This window comes from Aquidulcibacter sp., assembly GCF_049239865.1.
GTDB lineage: Bacteria > Pseudomonadota > Alphaproteobacteria > Caulobacterales > Aquidulcibacteraceae > Aquidulcibacter.
In genome coordinates, this window is record NZ_JBMLTR010000098.1 from 1 (window position 1) to 15,210 (window position 15,210).

Annotated in this window: 15 protein-coding genes; 7 read left to right on the forward strand and 8 right to left on the reverse strand. The window is 57.5% G+C overall.

Annotated features, from left to right (window positions below):
- Positions 1–177 precede the first annotated feature (177 nt).
- The 3 genes from ACOVRA_RS07210 to ACOVRA_RS07220 all read right to left on the reverse strand — a co-directional run bounded on the left by ACOVRA_RS07210 (position 178) and on the right by ACOVRA_RS07220 (position 2,849).
- Positions 178–861 carry a hypothetical protein gene (locus tag ACOVRA_RS07210; RefSeq protein ID WP_421719693.1) on the reverse strand — a complete coding sequence of 228 codons (684 nt, stop codon included), beginning with the start codon at positions 859–861 and terminating at the stop codon, positions 178–180.
- A gap of 93 nt (positions 862–954) precedes the next feature.
- On the reverse strand, positions 955–1,959 hold the full coding sequence (locus ACOVRA_RS07215; protein ID WP_421719694.1) for a zinc-binding dehydrogenase: 1,005 nt from the start codon (positions 1,957–1,959) through the stop codon (positions 955–957).
- Positions 1,956–2,849 (reverse strand): VOC family protein, encoded by an 894-nt coding sequence (locus ACOVRA_RS07220; RefSeq protein ID WP_421719695.1) that lies wholly within the window; start codon positions 2,847–2,849, stop codon positions 1,956–1,958. The genes ACOVRA_RS07215 and ACOVRA_RS07220 overlap by 4 nt, the downstream gene beginning before the upstream one ends.
- Positions 2,850–2,930: 81 nt before the next feature.
- Here ACOVRA_RS07220 and ACOVRA_RS07225 point away from each other — a divergent pair, with 81 nt between their 5' ends.
- The 3 genes from ACOVRA_RS07225 to ACOVRA_RS07235 are packed head-to-tail and all read left to right on the forward strand — an operon-like array spanning position 2,931 to position 6,364.
- Positions 2,931–3,224 (forward strand): DUF1330 domain-containing protein, encoded by a 294-nt coding sequence (locus ACOVRA_RS07225; RefSeq protein WP_290805373.1) that lies wholly within the window; start codon positions 2,931–2,933, stop codon positions 3,222–3,224.
- Entirely contained in the window at positions 3,224–4,015 is a 792-nt protein-coding gene (locus ACOVRA_RS07230) for a hypothetical protein (protein ID WP_421719696.1), read from the forward strand. Before ACOVRA_RS07225 ends, ACOVRA_RS07230 begins: the two co-directional genes overlap by 1 nt.
- A gap of 36 nt (positions 4,016–4,051) precedes the next feature.
- Positions 4,052–6,364, forward strand: a complete 2,313-nt coding sequence (locus ACOVRA_RS07235; RefSeq protein WP_421719697.1) for a penicillin acylase family protein — start codon at positions 4,052–4,054, stop codon at positions 6,362–6,364.
- Positions 6,365–6,415: 51 nt separating this feature from the next.
- Here the strand turns inward: ACOVRA_RS07235 and ACOVRA_RS07240 are convergent, their stop codons facing one another.
- From ACOVRA_RS07240 to ACOVRA_RS07250, 3 genes are all read right to left on the reverse strand, one after another.
- Positions 6,416–7,198: a hypothetical protein gene (locus ACOVRA_RS07240; protein ID WP_421719698.1), complete on the reverse strand. Its 783-nt coding sequence runs from the start codon at positions 7,196–7,198 to the stop codon at positions 6,416–6,418.
- Positions 7,199–7,373: 175 nt separating this feature from the next.
- The gene (locus ACOVRA_RS07245; RefSeq protein ID WP_421719699.1) at positions 7,374–7,661 is read right to left on the reverse strand and encodes a YciI family protein; all 288 of its coding nucleotides are present in this window, start codon (positions 7,659–7,661) and stop codon (positions 7,374–7,376) included.
- Positions 7,661–8,653 (reverse strand): NAD(P)H-dependent glycerol-3-phosphate dehydrogenase, encoded by a 993-nt coding sequence (locus tag ACOVRA_RS07250; protein WP_421719700.1) that lies wholly within the window; start codon positions 8,651–8,653, stop codon positions 7,661–7,663. Before ACOVRA_RS07250 ends, ACOVRA_RS07245 begins: the two co-directional genes overlap by 1 nt.
- A 101-nt stretch (positions 8,654–8,754) precedes the next feature.
- Between ACOVRA_RS07250 and ACOVRA_RS07255 the strand changes: the two genes are divergently transcribed.
- Positions 8,755–9,342, forward strand: coding sequence for a TetR/AcrR family transcriptional regulator (locus tag ACOVRA_RS07255; RefSeq protein ID WP_290805384.1), 588 nt, complete (start codon positions 8,755–8,757; stop codon positions 9,340–9,342).
- 462 nt (positions 9,343–9,804) lie between these two features.
- Here the strand turns inward: ACOVRA_RS07255 and ACOVRA_RS07260 are convergent, their stop codons facing one another.
- Positions 9,805–10,290 carry a hypothetical protein gene (locus tag ACOVRA_RS07260; RefSeq protein WP_421719701.1) on the reverse strand — a complete coding sequence of 162 codons (486 nt, stop codon included), beginning with the start codon at positions 10,288–10,290 and terminating at the stop codon, positions 9,805–9,807.
- A 1,120-nt stretch (positions 10,291–11,410) separates the two neighbouring features.
- On the opposite strand from ACOVRA_RS07260, the gene ACOVRA_RS07265 reads away from it, so the two are divergent.
- Entirely contained in the window at positions 11,411–12,343 is a 933-nt protein-coding gene (locus tag ACOVRA_RS07265) for a glycosyltransferase family 2 protein (RefSeq protein ID WP_421719703.1), read from the forward strand.
- Here ACOVRA_RS07265 and tsaD read toward each other — a convergent pair.
- Positions 12,340–13,449: a tRNA (adenosine(37)-N6)-threonylcarbamoyltransferase complex transferase subunit TsaD gene (tsaD, locus tag ACOVRA_RS07270; protein ID WP_421719704.1), complete on the reverse strand. Its 1,110-nt coding sequence runs from the start codon at positions 13,447–13,449 to the stop codon at positions 12,340–12,342. The genes ACOVRA_RS07265 and tsaD overlap by 4 nt on opposite strands.
- A 50-nt stretch (positions 13,450–13,499) precedes the next feature.
- Here tsaD and hemC point away from each other — a divergent pair, with 50 nt between their 5' ends.
- Positions 13,500–14,465, forward strand: a complete 966-nt coding sequence (gene hemC / locus ACOVRA_RS07275) for a hydroxymethylbilane synthase (RefSeq protein WP_421719705.1) — start codon at positions 13,500–13,502, stop codon at positions 14,463–14,465.
- On the forward strand, positions 14,458–15,186 hold the full coding sequence (locus ACOVRA_RS07280) for a uroporphyrinogen-III synthase (RefSeq protein WP_421719706.1): 729 nt from the start codon (positions 14,458–14,460) through the stop codon (positions 15,184–15,186). Before hemC ends, ACOVRA_RS07280 begins: the two co-directional genes overlap by 8 nt.
- Positions 15,187–15,210 lie beyond the last annotated feature (24 nt).

Below are 15,210 nucleotides of genomic sequence, written 5' to 3' on the forward strand. Positions count from 1 at the left end.
GTCTATCTTGCCACTCATGGATGCAGCACATCCGGACTGGCGTCGTCCCCCCGCTCTCAGTTCCGGTGCCGCGTCCATATCGCCGGCTTTCTCCCCGGCGCAGACTCGGCGTGCCCTGCGCTGATCGTCTGAACGCCCGGCCTTCATGGTCGGGCGTTTGACGTTTAAGGCCCCCGGCTAAAACGGTTTCACCGCGCCAAAGAAGGCCGTGGTGGCAATCCCGATCCAATAGCAATAAGCAATCAGGCGACCGCGTCCGATGGAGATTTCCAATTGTGTCTGGGCGGCTTGATTCGGCCCTTCGGCGAGCACGCGGAACAAAGTCGTCCATTCCCGCATGATGAAGCGCAGGCCCAAGCCAAACACCAGCATCAAGGCATAGGTGAACATTTTGGCGGGATACCAGTAAGAGCCCGTCTCAATCGCCAAGGGCCCATGGCCAAAAAATGCCAAGATCGACACCGCAAACAAAGCGGGGATCAACACAAAGCGGACTTTCTCATCCAGCTTCGTCAAGGCAATGCCCACGTCCGTCTCGCGCTTGAAAAAGGCTGCCCAACATAGCGCGAGCCAAGACAGCGCCAAAATCCACATCATGGCCAGGCCGATGCCATCCAAGAAGGGCACGAAGCCATAGAGATGGCCCATATGCAGACCGAGCGGCAGAAGCAGGATGATGCCCGTTCGCGCCAAAATATCGATGCGATAGGCGGTCTCCATATGACGGCGACGCTCGTCCAAGCTAAGGTCGCGATTGGTCACATGGTAAGAGGTTTGGAACACGCCCCATTCGCCACCCAACCAATAGACCATGGCCAATATGTGCAGCCAGCGAACCACATCGACTTCATTGATGACCATGTTTTCCCCTCCAGCCTACCAAGGCACAGTTTCGAAACATAGTTTAAATGATATATCCTTTTGCACAAGCGACAAAAGAGCGCACCTTGGCTGCTATTCTGGCGAGACGCTGACCACGGCCTTGCCGACGTTTTGGCCGTGCATCAGACGCTCAAACAAAGCAGGCGCGGCTTCCAGTCCGATCGCACGGTCTTCTTTGAAGACCAAACTGCCATCGGCGATCCACGTGCCAGCCTCTTTCACAAAGGCATCCCAAAGCGGATAAAAGTCATAAACAACAAGGCCCATGACTTGCGCCCGCTTGCCAACAATCAAGCCAGCATTGAGTCCAGGTGGGGGTTGATCGGCATGATATTGATCAACAAGGCCACACAGCACCATCCGCCCATAGGCTGCCAACCGCATCAGCGCTTTGGAAGCCATCTCGGTCGAGACATTCTCAAAATAGACAGTTGGTGGCTCTGGCAAGGCCTCCGACAAGGCTTGCTCCCAACCATCCTCCTTATAATCGATACAGGCATCAAAGCCGTAGGTGTCGGTGACGAGTGCGCACTTCTGTGCGCCACCCGCAATGCCGACAATGCGCTTGGCCCCTTTGATGCGCGCGATCTGGCCGACTGTGCCACCGACGGGGCCTGCAGCGGCATCAACCAGAACCACATCGCCGGGGCCAACTTTGGCCAATTGCGTCATGCCTGCCCAAGCTGTCAGACCCGGCATGCCTAAGACGCCTGCATGGGCGGCTAAAGGCGCGGTCTTTGGATTGAGGAGTCGGAAGGTACCGGGGCCGAGATTTGCTACCTCCCGCCAGCCAACTTCCATGGCATGGACCCAATCGCCTGCCTTGATGCCCGCCGCCTTGCTTTCAAGAACCTGACAGGCAGCGGCACCTGGAATGGCGTCGACGCCGGGCCGTGGGGCAGGCTCACCCATATGCTTGCCGCGCAGGCGCGAGCCGACATAGGGGTCGAGCGACAGATGCACCACACGCACCAAAACCCCACCTTCAGGGCACACGGGGGCGTCTACTTCCACCAAGGCAAAATCATCCGCACAAGGGCGCGCGGCCAGCGCGTGCTTCAGGACAACTTGCTTCATAGCTCGACCAGTTCAAACAAAATGCCATCCGGGCCGCGCATCGTGGCTGCCCGCTTGCCTTGATAAATCTCACCCTGATGAACAGTCGGCGGGGTGATCAGCCATTTGGCATGCTCGCGCACGCGCTCGCGAAAGTCCGGCAGCACGATGGTCGAGAGGCTAACGCCTTGCGGCAGGCGGCCTTTCCAGCCAGGGCGCGGCCCCGCAGCAGGCGGCAATTGGTCAAACTCAAAGAAGACGTCGCGTGCATGGGTCAGGGTTGCGATGGTGAACTTCTCTTCAAACGGGACCCCAAAGGCATTGGCCAACATGGTGTAGACAATGTCCATATCCCGCCCAAAGCTAAGGCCCAGCACATTCTGACACCAGTTGAGCGCGCCTTGCAGGTCTGAGACCGCGCAAACATGGATGAATTGCCGGTCGATCAGGCTGGTTGCACGCGGTAAATCATACATGGGCAGATCGTCGCGAATTTGGGTCAGATAGACGATCTCATCATCGGGGCCTTGCACCTGCATCGGGAAGATCGCCGGCATACCGTCTAATTCGCGTGGCGGGCCAATAATTTTGAACGGGCTTTGCAGCATCCGTTCATTCACTTTCAAAACGTCATCGACGCAGATTTCGATGGCGGCCCAGCCATAGGTCTTCAGCGCTTCATAATCGGGATGGGGCTCATCTTGAATGAGGCGCAGATAAATGTCCGCCCCACTTTCTGGCTGCATCACGACATAGGGCAAGCCCGCACTATCGGGCGCGCCCCACGAGCAGGCCAGGTCGCGCGCCAAGACGCCGCTCTCCACCGTGCGATAGAACAGCCAATCGCGGTACAAGGCCTCAGACCGGTTGAGATCACGGACGTTTAATGTCGCGGCGCGCAAAAGTTTCACTTGCTTCCTCCCTATAAAGCAATGGATATATCTTTTGCTGAAATTATGGAAGCAAGCAAACCAATAGTCGAGGACGGATCTATGCCAGCCTATATGATTGTCACCGTGCGGGTCCACGATCGCGAGAAGTTCTTGGAAGTCTATGGCAAGCCGACGGCGGCTTTGATTGCGCGCTTTGGCGGGAAATATATCGTGCGGGGGCCGGGCTGTGAAAGCTTTGAGGGGCCGCGTGCGAATGGCCTCGCGGCAGTTGTCTCTGAATGGCCCAACAAGGCGGCGATTGAGGCCTTTTGGAACAGCCCCGACTATCAGCCCCTGAAGGCCGCCCGTCAGGCCATCTCTGAGGCGGATGTGCAAGTGGTGGAAATCGCCTGATGCGCGCGCTCGTCACATTTAGTTTGGCACTCGTCTTGGCAGGTTCGGCTTGGGCCAAAAGCTTGCCGCCACCTGGACCCGATCAGCCCTTAGTCGGCGCACGCATGGAAAAGCCCGAGTTAAGTGCGCGCACCATCGTTGAGCGCGCGACCGCCCATGCTGGCGGGGAAAGCTGGCGACGGCCCACGACCCTCTATCTGGAAGGCTATGGTACTTTTTACGCCCCAGATGGCACGCCTCTGATCAATGAGAGCCACAAGATGTGGCGGGTCTATCCTGAGTTTAAGCCCCAAGCCCATAATGCCGATGGCAAAGTGCGGATCGAAAGTCGTCGCGACGGCAAGATCGTCACCTTCTTGGCATTTGATGGAGCGCGAACCTATGGCCCAGACGGAATCTTGCCGCCTTCAGCTGCGGATAAGCAATGGGCCGAGAATTTTGGCTTTGGCGTCATCCGCTTTGCCTTGGATGATGGATTCACCCTTGCCCGCCAGCCCGATGATCTGGTCGATGGCCAGCCGGTCTATCGGATCGAAGTAAGCGACCCAACTGGGGCCAAGACCTTGTTTGGCATATCGCGCGCCAATTATGCGATCCTGTCCGTCGGCTTTGCCACACCGCGCGGCTGGCACGAACGCATCTATTCCAACTTCTATCAAAAGCCGGGTTTATCTTGGGTCCAGCCCGGCCGCATCCGCCTTTATTATAACGGGGTGAAGCAGAATGAGATCGTCTGGCGCGATTTCAAACTCAATGAGCCGATGCCGGATGGTCTTTTCACCGGACCATGATTAGGCTGCTTGCTTTACTGAAAGGGAGAGCCTGCCATGAAGCCTTGGATAATCATCCTGCCGACCTTGTTGTTCGCAGGCCAGGCACACGCGCAGGCCTTGCCGCCCAGCGTCACGCAAGAGGCCCGCGCCTTACCGGGTCTCTCGCAGTCCGGTGAGATCATCATTGATCGCGCGGGCATTCCCCATATTTATGCCGCCACGGCGCGCGATGGCTTTTTCCTGCAAGGCTATGCGGTTGCGCGCGACCGGCTGTGGCAGATTGATCTGTGGCGCAAGCGCGGCCTAGGCCGCCTCGCCGCCAGCTTTGGCCCGTCTTATGTGCAGCAAGATCGGGCGGCGCGTCTTCTCCTTTATCGCGGCGATATGGCCGCCGAATGGAAGGCCTATCCGTCGGAGGCCAAGGATTGGACTGAAGGCTTTGTGGCCGGCATCAATGCCTTCATCGCAGAGACCGAGCGCGGGCAACAAAAACTTCCCATCGAATTTACCGCAACTGGTACCAAGCCAGAGCGTTGGCAGGCCGATGATGTCGTGCGCATTCGCTCCAATGCTTTGGCTTCAAACCTGACGAGTGAAGTCGCCCGAGCGCGCGCCCTCTGCGGCGGCGATGTGAAGCTAGAGCCCCTGCGGCGCAGGCTGGAGCCTGCAACAGCAGTCAAAATTCCACAAGGCCTCGACCCCTGCAGCATTCCGCAAAACGTGCTCGAAACCTTTACGCTGGGCACGAGCGACGTGAAGTTTGATGGCAAGGTCTTGGTGATGGCGCGCCGAGACACCGAAAGCCAAGAAGGCTCCAACAATTGGGTGATTGGTCCGCAGCGCAGCGCGACAGGTCGACCCATCCTCGCCAATGATCCCCATCGCGCACAATCTATACCTAATTTGCGGTATCTCTCGCACATTGATACGCCCGAGTTGAAACTGGCTGGTGCGGGCGAGCCTGCTCTGCCGGGCATTAGCTTTGGCCATAATGGCGAGATCGCTTGGGCTCTGACGATCTTTGCGATTGATCAGCAAGATCTGGTCGTCAATGACGCCAAGGTCACTTTGAGGGAAGTCCGCGAAACCATCGAGGTCAAAGGCCAAGCCCCCCAAGAAGTGGTGCTAAAGTTCAGCGCAGATGGGCCGATCCTCTATGAAGATCCCGCGACCCAACGCAGTTTCGCCCTGCGGACCACGTGGAACCAGCCGGGTGGCTCGGCCTATTTCAACGCGGCTTGGGCCTTCAAAGCTAAGTCTTGGGATGCGTTTCTGGTGGCGCGCGATCATTGGGGCGCACCACCCCTAAATCTGCTCTATGCCGACAAAAAAGGCGATATTGGCTGGGCACCGGGTGGCTTTGTACCCAGGCGACATACGGGCGATGGCCTTCTTCCCGTGCCAGCAGGCGACCAATACCAGTGGACCGGCCTGCTTGATCCCGCGCTCATGCCCGTCAAACGCAATCCGAAAGAGGGCTTTATCGCGACCGCTAACGAGATGAATGTGCCCGAAGGCTATCCCCATCTCCTCGCTCTGGAATGGACCGAACCCAGCCGAGTGAACCGGATTTCGGAAGTGATCCGCGCCAAGCCAAAATTTGGTATCCATGATGCCATGGCTTTGCAGAATGATGTGACCTCACCCTTTGCGCGCCGGACAATGGCCCTACTGAAAGACTTTAAAGGCAGAACCGCCGCCGAAAACTCGGCGTTGTCACTTTTGAGTGGGTGGGAGGGCTATATGGGGGCGGATTCCGCCAGTGCTGCCTTGTTTGAGATTTGGACAGGCCGTTATCTGGGCGAGAGTGCCGTGAAGCATTTGGTTCCAGAAACTGCACGCGCCAATTTTGGTCGCCCGCCTGCGACTTCGGTCATTCCTGTCTTGGCAGCCGGCACTTTGCTGGGCGCGGACCCTGCAAAAGTGCGCAGCGAGATTCTGCTCGACTCGCTGGGCGCGGCTTGGACCGAGGCAGAGCGCCTGATGGGGCCAGACGCGCGCCAATGGCGTTGGGGGATTTTGCACCAAGCCGACTTCAAGCCTGCCCTGCCCATTCCCGGTCGCGAGGCTGAACGCCGCGTGGGTCCCTTCCCCATCGGCGGCAGCGGCACGACCCCGAACGCGACGAGTTGGACGAGTGATTACAAATTCGCCTCCGGCCCCTCGGTGCGTTTGGTGATGGATGTGGGGGCTTGGGACAATAGCGTCGTCATCAATAATCCCGGCCAATCCGGCGATCCATCCAGCCCGCACTATCGCGACCTATTTCCACTCTGGGCCAGTGGCCGCTACGTGCCCTTCGTCTGGACCCGCGCGCGGGTGCTACAAGAGGCGGAGCACGTTATCAAAGTTGCACCGGGGCAGTAGCGGCACCCCACGATGTCATCCCCACCGCAGCGTGCGCGAAAAGCGGGGACTTCAGCGCGTCTGCGGAGGCTCCTCGCCTTCCGGCCAAGGCACCGGCAATTGGGTGCGAACATCGATGCGTTTTGGTGGCACGCTTTGAATGGTGCCATCCTCAGTCTCAACCACCTGCGCAGGCCCGAAGAAAGGTTCAGCCCTGGCAATTATATCTCGTGCTTTTCGTTGTTCGTACTGCTCTGGCGTCTCTTCTGGCGGCTTAAAATTCAAATGCTTCTCAATCGGGAGATCTGGCGGATAGACAATTTTCATCGAAAAGCTGCCATTCTCTATGGTGACCGTAATCTCGCCCTCATAAGGCTTAGCACCTGATGTAAAATAAGTGCCATTACGAGGCTGACGGGGTGGTTTGCCAACGATGCCGTGGGACTCCATCAGCTGGCTGCAGGCGAGCGCTAGCGACTTATCCGTCGCAGGAAATCGCAAGTGCGGGTTAAACACGCGGACTCTACCGGGTGCCTCTTCCACAAACATCATTGCACCATTGAATTTTCCAATGCCTGTTACATAGAGCACCATTTTATTGTCTTGGTATCGACCCGCCGATTGCAACATCAGATCGACTACGGTTTCAATCGCAGAAGTCTCGCCGCCAAATGGCATACCAAGTTGCTCGCTAGTGCCGCTCAGCGACATTAGACTCTCTGAAAATTGTGTCGTTGACGCGAAAGCGACGGGTGACACGAACATCAGGTCTTCTGCGGCCTTTGCCGAGGGAGGGAAGAAAAGAGAAAATACTACTGCGCCCAAGACGCACTGGCGTAGCCATTGTTTGTTCATGCTCACTTGACCAACCTCGATTGACAGCGCTTCACGTCACGACCCCATAATGCGGGACCCTTTATTCCATTCCAGCCATCAATTGCGTAACGGTCAAGCAAAACCTCAAGTGGGCGCAATCACGAAAATGTCATAGCTGAAGTTGGATTAAACCACCCTGCGTGCGCCCCTTCCCCTACAAATTCCCAACCACCACACGAAACGGATGGATGGTGTGGGACTTAAACACACCCGCGAGGGCATAGGGATCGTTGGCGGCAAAGGCTTCCACTGCGGCCTGATCGGCGACATCCAAAATAAAGTGAGAGCCGATGGGGCCGCCGTCTGGCGCGTTTAAGACAGGGCCAGCCAATTTCACGGCTGTGCCGAACGTGGCGACATAGTCCAGATGGGCCGGGCGGGTGGCCAAGCGCTGGTCCAGCGCGCCTTCATGATCCAAGCATGTCAAAAGAAATAAAGTCATTAGTCTGCCTCCACCTTGAATGGCCGCGAAAGGAGTTTTCCAATGGCCTGCGCCACATCCACCCGTCCAGCCAGGATGGCAGCGACGGCTTCACAAATCGGCATGGCCACGCCCTTACTGGCGGCAAGCTCTAGAAGCGCCGGAGCGGTGGAGGCCCCTTCGGCAATGCTGCGCTTACCTGCCGTGGCTTCTTGGAAGCTCTGCCCTTGGCCCAAGGCATAGCCCAAAGCGAAGTTGCGCGAGGTGGCACTGGAGCAAGTCAGGACCAGATCGCCCAAGCCGCATAGGCCAGCCAAGGTGCGGGCATCCGCCCCCATGGCAACGCCAAGCCGGGTCATTTCGGCAAAGCCGCGCGTGATCAAGGCCGCGCGCGCACTCTCCCCCAAGCCCCGCCCTTCGGCCATGCCGCACGCTATGGCCAAAACGTTTTTGACCGCGCCGCCAATTTCTGCGCCCACCAGATCGGTTGCCAGATAGGGCCTGAAGGTCGCGATGCCGATCAAATCGACCAAGCGCGCGCCAACATGTGAGTCGCTACAGGCCAAGGTAACTGCCGTAGGCAGCCCAATCGCCACGTCTTTGGCAAAGCTTGGCCCCGAAAGAACAGCCCCAACGCAGTCGGGCAACACTTCGGCTAGCACGTCTGTCATCAATTTTTGCGTGCCTTGCTCAATGCCCTTGGAGCACAGGACGATGGGCGTACCCGCGCGCACATGGGGGGCGAGCGCGGTCAAGGTTTGGCGCATGAACTGGGCAGGCACGACTGCGAGAATGGCGTCCGCAGACGCTAAGTCAGACAATTGCCCGGTCGCCTGGACGCGTGGCGACAGCTTAACCTGCGGCAAAAAAAGACTATTTTCGCCAGAGTCCCGAATGCTTTCCAAGACTTCAGGCTCCAGCGCCCACAAGCAGACGTCATGTCCAGCGGTTGCGGCCACCTGCGCCAAAGCGGTGCCCCAAGCCCCTGCCCCTAGGATGCCAATTTGCGCCATTTTAAGCTCGCTTCCCCTGTGTAAATTTGACGCTGGCGTCAGGTTTGTAAAAACTGAACATTTTGTTGATTGTTCATCATTTCCAGTCTAAGGGGTTTCGCATGGATGAGAAAGCAGAAACCCGCGATCGTATCTTGGAAGCCGCAGGTCGGCGTTTCGAGCATTACGGCTATAGCAAAACCACGATGTCGGAGATCGCCTCCGACCTCAAGATGTCGACTGGGAATCTTTACAGATTCTACCCCTCTAAGCTCGACATTGCCGAGGCCCACGCCCGTGCGCATGAGTGCGACGAGGACGAGATGATGGAATCGGTCGTGGCCTCTGGTGGCTCTGCCGGTGTGCGCTTAAAAGAGTTTCACCGCGTGATCCTTGAGCATACGTTCAAGCTGATCGACGAGAGCAAGAAGATTTTCGAGCTGGCGCAAGCCATCTCGCGCGAACGCCCTGCCTATGCCAATCGTCGCCTCGCCATTGAGCGCGTCTATCTGGTGCGGATGTTGGAAGACGGGATTGCGGAAGGCTTGTTTGATCGCCACGACAATCTCGACGAGCTGGCAGAGATGATCCAGTGCGCCACGATGAAGTTCCGCTATCCCCAACTCTATAATTGCTTCCGCATCGATGTGCTTCGGCGCGAGCTCGAAGGCACGATGGACCTGATCTACAAAGGCCTTCTCAAGCGCTAAACCAACCCTGCAATGCGCACCGCGCCGCAGGGTGCGTTCCGAGAGGGATGCACCATGGTCAAGCCAGACTTTCAGGCTTTTTGACTTGGAACCGCCCAATGCGTCGCTCCGCTTCCCCCGCACGCGATGGCGACAAGTGGCCGAAAGGAGATGGGCTGCTTTGAGGGTGTGTGGGGGCGAAAGCGGGCGTTAAGTTCCGAATAGGTGTACCAATTAAATGGCAAAATTTTCAAAATAAGCTGAGGGGCCACTTTGCTTACACGTGTATCTTGGGGTGGCGCCTGACGCCGGGCGATCTTGCGTGAGCCATAGGCTCCCGACACACAATTAGCTAGCTAGTGTTTCTTTGTTCTATGCGCTCCGGCAACAATCCAGTGCCTGCACTCCCACCGATCTGACGTAGTAGGCGTTTCCAGATGCCCGCGAAGTATCACCCTTTTCACAGAGAGCGTTGCTGCATCGCTAGCGAGTATCAGTGACTGTGTCCTTCACAACTTCAAAGCGCAAATTACAAAACCAATCAGATTCCCCAGCGGGTTTGAAGTCACCAGGTAGCACCCTTATTTTTAGGCACTTTATTTTCCGAACATCAAAATCTGTTTCTTGCCGGCCAGTTATAACGTTGATTTCACCATTTGGATCGTAATCAAAATATACGCGATTTGAACGAGCAAATGGAACTGATGGGCGGTTCACAGAACCGACAATGTATTCGGAACAGGGGTCAATACTTTGCTCTTCAATGCACGTCTTTAGGCGTACTTGATTTGGTCCCCATGCAATCCGCTTTGCATCAACAGCATCCACCGTAATAAAGCCCATCGTTTGGCTCCTTGGGCCCACTAGCAATGTTGCGTCTTGAATCTCAATGTGAGTATCTCGCGTGTAACATCCAGCGACCAAGAACATAGCAAGAGAGATGACCCCAATTTTAGCAGCCACGGTCATTTTCGAATTCCTTCAATCAGTAATGCACTCCGCGCGTTAGGGTGCATTCCATCAATGGAATGCACCATGGTCAAGCAAATCCAAAGGTCGTTCATGTGGGGGCGCAGCCAAATGACTCGGAACGGTTCAAGGCCGCACTTCGCTTGCCTTGAAGCCATGCGACAATTGTTTCTGCGCAAGCTGGGGAGTCAAGGGGTGAAATCGGCTGCGCCGACACGCGAAGCGTGCCCCTTGACGCCCCATCTTGCGCGCCCAAACTCGACCTAAGCCTTTGCCTAGGCATAGCCTGCGGCAAAGGCTGTCTAAGTGAAAAACCATAACCACAACCGGCGTGTGTAAGGTGGTGCAGTCCTGTCGGACCGCACCCTACATGCTGGCAAACGTCCGCTTTCGCGCAAACGCCAACCCGCCCTAATCGGCAACCTCTGGCGCAAAGCAGCCATAAAGCTAAACTTAAAAGGCTCGGGTTAGCTGTAGCCTTATAAAAGCGTTCTGCGCAGCAGGATGCGTTCCATCACGAATCGCAAATCGAAAGGATCGCGCAACACGAGTTGCGCGCTCCCTTAAGGCCGATCCCGCCCCATCTTTCGCGCTCAGACTCGTCTACAGCCTTTGCCAAGGCATGGCCTTCTGCACCTTTCCAATAATTAATGAATGATATGCAAATTGTTCATTGACAAGCGTGCAGCGTTTCCCTATATAGACTGTACAAACACAGAAACAGAAACGGATCCTCCCCATGACCAACACAAATTCGAACCCACACTTTTGGAGCTTGATGCTCGCAACCGCCCTCGTCGCTTCTATCCTCACCCCAATCGGTGAATTGGCAGCACGGGCGGCTGGCTACTAAACCAATAAAGCTGGGGTTCACCCGGCGTATTTTAGCCAAAACCCTCTTCCAAGCCCCACGTCTCCCCCCCAAAATCGGACGTGCTACTCTGCCGCCAAAGCTTCGTGCTTTGGCGGCATTTTCATGTGTGAAAGCCTAAGCTTGGTAAGAAATGAGCGACGCTTTTGTGCGATAAGGAACGCTAAACAGGGGCAGACAACTTCGACCTGCCAACCGAAAGGTAGATTTGTGGTCAGGCAGTCCGTTCAAGAGGCACCTTTCATTAGCGTGATCATCCCAACCTTTCACCGTCCAGACGGTGCATTGGCGGCTGTGCGCTCGATTCTGAGCCAAGAAGGTGCGCCATCGTTAGAGCTTATTCTCGTCGACAATGATGCCAACCAATCCTGCAAACCTATTGCGGATCAACTAGCCCTTGAAGCAGGCCAAACGCCCTTCACCTATGCGGTGGAACCTGCCGCCGGGGTTGCTAATGCGCGCAACAAAGCTGTGAGTTTGGCGCGCGGGACGTTCGTTGCGTTTCTAGATGATGATGAAGTGGCCAAGCCAAATTGGCTAGCCAATCTGGTCCGCGCGCAAGAAGAGACGGGCGCAGACGTCGTGTTCGGTCCGATCGAAGCCCGCCTGCCCGCCAAGCATAATGTGCCCCACGCCTATTTTAAAAACTTTTTCTCCCGCTGCCTCGATGGGCCAACGCGCCTGATCGATATCCCCTATGGCTGCGGCAATTGCTTTTTAAGGCGCGCAACCGTCTTCACCAAGGCAGAGCCCTTCAATCCAGCCGCCAATGAAACCGGTGGCGAAGATGATATCTTATGGCGCGAAGTGGTTGCCAGCGGCGGCACATTTGGCTGGGCGCATGACGCTTGGGTTTATGAAGATGTACCGCCCAGCCGGGCGACTTGGGCCTATCTAACCAAGCGCGCCTTTGCCTTTGGCCATAATACCACCGGCCAATGGTATAATCGGGCGGACAAGGATTATGTCCGGATGGTGATTTCCATGTTCAAAGGCGTCGCGCAGGCGCTGGCGCTTGCGCCGCTGGTCGCGCTTTTGTGGATTGTGCGACACGAACGATTGGCTTGGGCCTATGACAAGATGTGGCGGGGCTTGGGCAAAGTCTTCTGGTTTGGCCCGTTCCGTGTCGGCTTTTATGGCGCAGCGGCACAGAAGAAGCAGCTGGCCGACCAGAAGGCTTAAGCCTTCGCCCCTTTACGTCCGGTTTTATACATCGGCGCGGCGCGGGCTGCTTCGGCATCGAGTGGCCAGCGCGGGCGGGCCGGTGCATCCAAATCATCCGACAGGCCTTGCGCCAAACGCTCTGCCCCCGCCAAGGCGATCATCGCAGCATTATCACCGCAATAGGCCAAAGCTGGTGCAAAGAAGGACCAGCCAAACTGCGCGCACAAGCCTTCTAAACGGGTACGCAGCGTCAGATTAGCTGCCACGCCGCCGGCGACGACAAAACGGCCAGACTGCCCCTCCGGCAGCACCATTGCAGCCATGGCTTGACGGGTGCGATCTACCAAGACGTCGCCAACGGCGGCCTGAAAACTGGCGCAGAGATCTGCAATGTCCTGCTCGTTCAGAGTGCCCAAGGCCGCAGCCTCCCGCGCGACGGCGGTTTTTAGGCCTGCAAAGGAAAAGTCACAGCCGGGGCGGCCTTTCAAGGGCCGGGGCAAATCAAACCGCTTCGGATTTCCGGTCTGCGCGGCACGCTCCACCGCTGGGCCACCGGGATAGCCCAGACCCAAAACTTTTGCGGTTTTGTCGAAGGCTTCGCCGACAGCATCATCAATGGTGGAGCCCAAACGCGCGCACGCATCTAGGCCCGCGACCCGCAAGAGCTGGCAATGCCCCCCGGAGACCAAAAGCAATAAATATGGGAAAGGCACATCGGCTTCGAGGCGGGGGGAGAGCGCATGCCCCTCTAAGTGATTGACCGCCACCAAGGGCAGGCCACGCGCCAAGGCAATCGCTTTACCGGTCAGCAAGCCCACCATGACTCCGCCAATCAAGCCGGGGCCTGCGGTTGCGGCCACACCGGTAAGATCGTCAAAGCCAAGCCCTGCCTTGGTCATGGCCTGATGAATCACATGATCAATCACGTCGACATGGGCGCGGGCTGCAATTTCAGGAACCACCCCGCCATAGGGGGCGTGCGCCTCAATCTGACTGGCGATGATGCTGGACAAAACGCGGGCACGACCATCCTGCAGAGCCACCACAGCTGCGGCGGTTTCATCGCAACTTGTTTCTAGTCCAAGGACGATTTGTGGATCAGAATTGGGCATCTGTCCGCTCATGCTGGCTCCGAAGCTTGACCTGCCTTGCCACTAGGGGTGATTAGTAAGAGATGCAACGCTCTGAACTGGAACCTATCATGCGTATTGGTGCTCGCGGCTCTCCTCTTTCGCTGGCCCAGACCGGCCAACTCCGCGCTCTTTTGGCAGAGGCGCTGGGCATTACAAGCGCCGAAATCGAAGATCGTCTGCCAATCGTGCCGATCACCACGACCGGCGACCGCATTCAAGACCGTCCTTTGAGTGAAGCGGGCGGCAAAGGCCTGTTCACCAAGGAACTCGACGATGCGCTTTTGGAGGGCCGGATCGATTGCGCCATTCACTCGCTCAAGGACGTGCCGACCCAATTGCCCGACGGCATTGTGCTGTTGCCCGGACCAGAGCGGGAAAACCGCCGCGACGCTTTGGTGACGGTTGCGGGCATGGGCCTAGATGATTTGAAGCAGGGTGCCGTGATTGGGTCTGCCAGCCTGCGTCGTGCCGCGCAATTGCTGCATGCCCGCCCAGACCTGACCATTGTGTCCTTGCGTGGCAATGTCGGCACACGGCTTGAGAAGCTGAAAGCTGGCCAATGCGATGCAACCCTCTTGGCGGCAGCGGGCTTGGCCCGGCTGGGCTATAGCGATGTGCCTCATGTGCTGTTGGACCCCGTCGCCATGCCACCGGCCATTGGCCAAGGGGCTTTGGCCATTACGGCACGGGCAGGCGATGCTGTAACCGCAGCGGCCTTTGCCAAAATCGCAGACCCCGTGACCGAGATTGAAGTCGCCGCTGAGCGGGCCTTCTTGACCGCCCTTGATGGATCCTGCCGCACCGCCATTGGTGCGCTCGCCAGCTTGGATGCTTCGGGCACGCTGTCTTTCATCGGCGAAGCCCTGCAAGCCGATGGGCAAGAGCGTTGGCGTTGTGACGGAACCCTTGCCCACGCCACCAGAGACAAGGCCGAAGCTTTGGGAACCGAACTTGGCCAAAGGGTCAAGGAAATGGCCGGAAATGCGTTTGCAGGAGCGCATGGATGACATGAAAGCCTGTGTGATTACGCGGACCGAACCCGGTGCCCATGCCACTGCAGAGGCGGTGCGCGCGCTTGGGTTGTCCCCGTTGATCATGCCGGCTGCCCGGGTGGAGACTACCCCGGCGACCCTCGATCTTGAAGGCGTGCAAGCGCTCTTAATGACCAGTGCGGCTGCCGCGCGGGCGATCCAAGTCACAGAAGCGCTCAGGACCCTGCCACTTTACGCTGTTGGCGATGCAACGGCAGAAGCGGCCATCGCGGCAGGTTTTGAAACTGTGATTTCGGCTGGCGGCGATGGGGCCACTTTGGCGGTCCTCGCCGCCGACCGTATGAGCCCAAGGCAGGGTGCCTTATTGCACTTGCGCGGCCGCGAAGTTGCAGGCGATGTGACGGGCATGTTGCGCGCCTGTGGCTTTGAAGCGCGCCATGTTGAAGTCTATGCCACCCATGACCATCCAGACTTCAAAGCCAATATTTTGGTGCATTTGGCAAAGGATAGTGGTTTTATCCTGATCCACTCGCCCGCCGGGGCGCGTAGGCTCGCAGCCGCTGTAAGCGATGCGGCGCTGAACTTGGCCAGTTGGTGCGTGGTCGGCCTGTCGTCGGCCTGCATTAAGCCATTGGAAGAGTTGGGCTTTAGCTCGACCAGCATCGCCGATTCCCCGGATGAAGACGCGCTGATGGAAGCCTTGCGCGACGAAGTTGAGAAACAAAGCCTTGAGTGAATGGGCGCAGCAGAGTTTAACTAG

What these genes read in the sequence shown, in the direction of transcription:
- ACOVRA_RS07210 (WP_421719693.1), bottom strand. Translation starts at nt 861, where the DNA reads ATGGTCATCAATGAAGTCGATGTGGTTCGCTGGCTGCACATATTGGCC.
- ACOVRA_RS07215 (WP_421719694.1), bottom strand. Translation starts at nt 1,959, where the DNA reads ATGAAGCAAGTTGTCCTGAAGCACGCGCTGGCCGCGCGCCCTTGTGCG.
- ACOVRA_RS07225 (WP_290805373.1), top strand. Translation starts at nt 2,931, where the DNA reads ATGCCAGCCTATATGATTGTCACCGTGCGGGTCCACGATCGCGAGAAG.
- ACOVRA_RS07230 (WP_421719696.1), top strand. Translation starts at nt 3,224, where the DNA reads ATGCGCGCGCTCGTCACATTTAGTTTGGCACTCGTCTTGGCAGGTTCG.
- ACOVRA_RS07235 (WP_421719697.1), top strand. Translation starts at nt 4,052, where the DNA reads ATGAAGCCTTGGATAATCATCCTGCCGACCTTGTTGTTCGCAGGCCAG.
- ACOVRA_RS07240 (WP_421719698.1), bottom strand. Translation starts at nt 7,198, where the DNA reads ATGAACAAACAATGGCTACGCCAGTGCGTCTTGGGCGCAGTAGTATTT.
- ACOVRA_RS07245 (WP_421719699.1), bottom strand. Translation starts at nt 7,661, where the DNA reads ATGACTTTATTTCTTTTGACATGCTTGGATCATGAAGGCGCGCTGGAC.
- ACOVRA_RS07250 (WP_421719700.1), bottom strand. Translation starts at nt 8,653, where the DNA reads ATGGCGCAAATTGGCATCCTAGGGGCAGGGGCTTGGGGCACCGCTTTG.
- ACOVRA_RS07255 (WP_290805384.1), top strand. Translation starts at nt 8,755, where the DNA reads ATGGATGAGAAAGCAGAAACCCGCGATCGTATCTTGGAAGCCGCAGGT.
- ACOVRA_RS07260 (WP_421719701.1), bottom strand. Translation starts at nt 10,290, where the DNA reads ATGACCGTGGCTGCTAAAATTGGGGTCATCTCTCTTGCTATGTTCTTG.
- tsaD (WP_421719704.1), bottom strand. Translation starts at nt 13,449, where the DNA reads ATGAGCGGACAGATGCCCAATTCTGATCCACAAATCGTCCTTGGACTA.
- hemC (WP_421719705.1), top strand. Translation starts at nt 13,500, where the DNA reads ATGCAACGCTCTGAACTGGAACCTATCATGCGTATTGGTGCTCGCGGC.
- ACOVRA_RS07280 (WP_421719706.1), top strand. Translation starts at nt 14,458, where the DNA reads ATGGATGACATGAAAGCCTGTGTGATTACGCGGACCGAACCCGGTGCC.